Here is a 2,898-nt window from a genome sequence, read left to right as displayed (position 1 = left end):
CACTGGCTTTCGCGTATCTGGCCATTCTAATGTCCGCAGAGAACATAACGGACTTATTCGCACCTTCCTTAGGTAAAGAAGACATATGTAGCACTGTATCTGACATACAGAAAATACAGTCTTAATGGGGCTTTCGTTTTCAATAATGGCTTCTGACGTCTGATATTACAGAGGGCTGTGTACGGATGAATTCGCATAATCGCAGCAAAATTAATATTCATGATTGATACGTATAAAAAAAACTTTTGGGGGGGAAGATATTATTGATTTGCTCTTGTCGATCTCTCTAACTTAAGATTGATTTTCAAATAAGTTATCTGAATTTTTTATTATAGTTTGGTAGATAAATAAGATAATAAAAGCAGGCTAATAATATTTTATTGGTCATAATTTAAGAGAGATTACTATGATTAAACGACTGCATTCTAATAAAACTCTGAGTAAAATCGTAAGCACCAGCACAACTGTTTATTTAGCTGGTCAAGTTGCCGATGATAGAAGTGTAGGCGTTACAGAACAAACACAACAAATATTAGCAAAAGTAGATGACTTACTTGCTGAAGCAGGAACAGATAAGACTAAATTGCTAAGTGTTATTATCTGGCTTGCTGATATTAATGAAAAAGATGCGATGAATAAGGCTTGGTTTGATTGGATTGAACCTGAGCATACGCCTGCGCGCGCTTGTGTTGAATCACGCTTAGCTCATCCTGATATTCGGGTTGAAATGAAAATAGAAGCAGCGTTGTAAACGTTCCTAAAGAGCTTCAGTTAAACATGACGCCGCGGATTATATTATGCCAAAAATAAAACACATAGCTGTTGTTGGTGCCGGAATTGTTGGATTATCGAGTGCTCTTTGGTTACAACGAGCTGGTTTTAAAGTAACGATCATCGATCCAATGGAGCCTGGTGCAGCCACATCATATGGTAATGCGGGCGTATTAGCGGGTTTTGCGAGGCTCCCTTTTACCCGTTTTTCAATGCTTTGTAAAATTCCAGGGATGCTAATTGATAAAGATAGCCCTTTATCGTTAGCGCGGCATTATGTACCAGAATTGATTCCGTATGGCTGGAATTATTTTAAATCGTGTTTTCGCTATAAAAAAATGCGTCATGCTTTAACAGAGCTTCAATCTAAAGCCTGGGAGGCAGATCAAGTTCTTTTAAACGAATCTGGAGGCCACTCGCTAATTCGAAGTGAAGGCAGTTTAGGATTGTTTTCCAGTCAGAGTGGCATTGAAAAAGCTAAAAAAGGCGAAATTCTAGAGCGTCAAGGACAAGGCGTTAATATTGAGCTCTTCGATCCGGCTATGATCCGTGAAATGGAGCCGAGCCTAGAGCCCTTCTATGCGGGCGGTATCTATTATCCGGATACACGATTTACGATCAGTCCAATAGAACTCAGCCGTTGTTATACACGCCACTTTTTAGATAATGGTGGGTGTATTGTGCGTGAAAAGGTCAACTTTATAAATCCAGATGATCAAGGTATAGAAGTGCAAACATCACTTCAGCGTTTGCAATTTGATCACTTAGTGATCGCGGCAGGTGTTGCTTCAAAACATTTGGCTGCACAATTAGGTGTCAAGGTTCCGCTGGTGAATGAGCGTGGTTATCATTTAAGCATTGAGAAGGAAGGTAAAAGCCTGAGTCGCCCTATTGCTTGGCTTGAAAATGCGGTTTTTTTAGCGCCAATCAATAATGGTATCCGTTTGGCAGGTACAGCAGAGTTTGCTGATGAAAATGCGCCTCCCAACCGTGAACGTATTAACTGTATGAAGCGTCATGCTCATACAATGCTAGGTGATAATTTAGACTTTACATCTAAATGGGTGGGTAGCAGGCCTTCAACACCTGATTCATTACCCGTTATCGGCTCTTTATTAAATGATCAACGAATTACACTCGCTTTTGGGCATGGTCATTTAGGCTTAACGCTCAGTGCTATCACCGGACAGTTGGTTTCTGAAATTGTTCAGGGTCAAAAGCCATCTGTAGATCTAGAGTCTTTTTCGCCATACCGATTTAGTTAGGGAAGGTGCGAATAAGTCAATGACGCCTCTGGCTTACAGAGAATATAACGGACTTATTCGTACCTTCCTTAGCTTTTATTTAAAAATTATTCTCTATATTTAAGGAATTTTAAATGTTATCAATTAACCGTCTTGACCAAAATGATGCGCAAATACTAATTGAAGGAGCTCGATCTAAGGCTGTAGAGATTGGGGTGCCTATGTGTATTGCTATTACTGATGAATCAGGTTCCTTAATCGCCTTCGAAAGAATGGATGGCGGAAAAATAACCAGTATTACGATCGCACAAGATAAATCTTTTACTGCCTCAGCGGCTAAAAAAGCAACGCATGAATACAATCAAGCTTGTGTACCAGGTAATTTAGCTTTTGGCATTCATACCGCGCTAGCGGGGCGTTTATGCGTTGTGGGTGGCGGTTTACCTATCATTGTTAATGGTGAAGTAGTGGGTGGGATCGGTCTCAGCTCTGGTACACCTCAGCAAGATATGGATTGTGCGGCAGCAGGGATTGATCACTTTATTCAGAAAACAAACCTGTCAGCAGCATAAGTCGTAGTAGAGGTAGCTCGTTGATAAATCATTTTTACCGTGCCATATACCGCATACGCTAGAGAGTATGTGTATAAGGGCTTTCGAGCATTCAATTAATTATCCAGCTTGCAGTCCTGCGCAGCTTGAAGCGATACTCATAAAGTTTCTGGCTGCCTGCGTTCTTGTTCGTTACTTTAGGGAAGGTGCGAATAAGTCAATTACGCCTCTGGCTTACAGAAAAGCTGGAGATCAAGGCAACAGTTACAGGCATACTGGTTGTACGTCGAAAAATGTTAACGCTGAGATCCCGCTTCTCTGAAAGCCCCGAA

At 40.9% G+C, this 2,898-nt stretch carries 3 protein-coding genes; all 3 read left to right on the top strand.

Features of this window, described 5'->3' with window-relative positions:
- Positions 1 to 406 precede the first annotated feature (406 nt).
- The 3 genes from Q4488_RS18625 (at position 407) to Q4488_RS18615 (ending at position 2,587) form a co-directional block, all read left to right on the top strand.
- Entirely contained in the window at positions 407 to 751 is a 345-nt protein-coding gene (locus Q4488_RS18625) for a RidA family protein (protein WP_303582084.1), read from the top strand.
- Between the two features lie 46 nt (positions 752 to 797).
- Positions 798 to 2,036 (top strand): FAD-binding oxidoreductase, encoded by a 1,239-nt coding sequence (locus Q4488_RS18620; RefSeq protein WP_303582082.1) that lies wholly within the window; start codon positions 798 to 800, stop codon positions 2,034 to 2,036.
- A gap of 113 nt (positions 2,037 to 2,149) precedes the next feature.
- Entirely contained in the window at positions 2,150 to 2,587 is a 438-nt protein-coding gene (locus Q4488_RS18615; protein WP_303582080.1) for a heme-binding protein, read from the top strand.
- Positions 2,588 to 2,898: the final 311 nt, after the last annotated feature.

The sequence above is a fragment of the Amphritea sp. 1_MG-2023 genome (genome assembly GCF_030547545.1).
Lineage (GTDB): Bacteria > Pseudomonadota > Gammaproteobacteria > Pseudomonadales > Balneatricaceae > Amphritea.
This window is presented reverse-complemented; position numbering and strand designations above follow the sequence as displayed.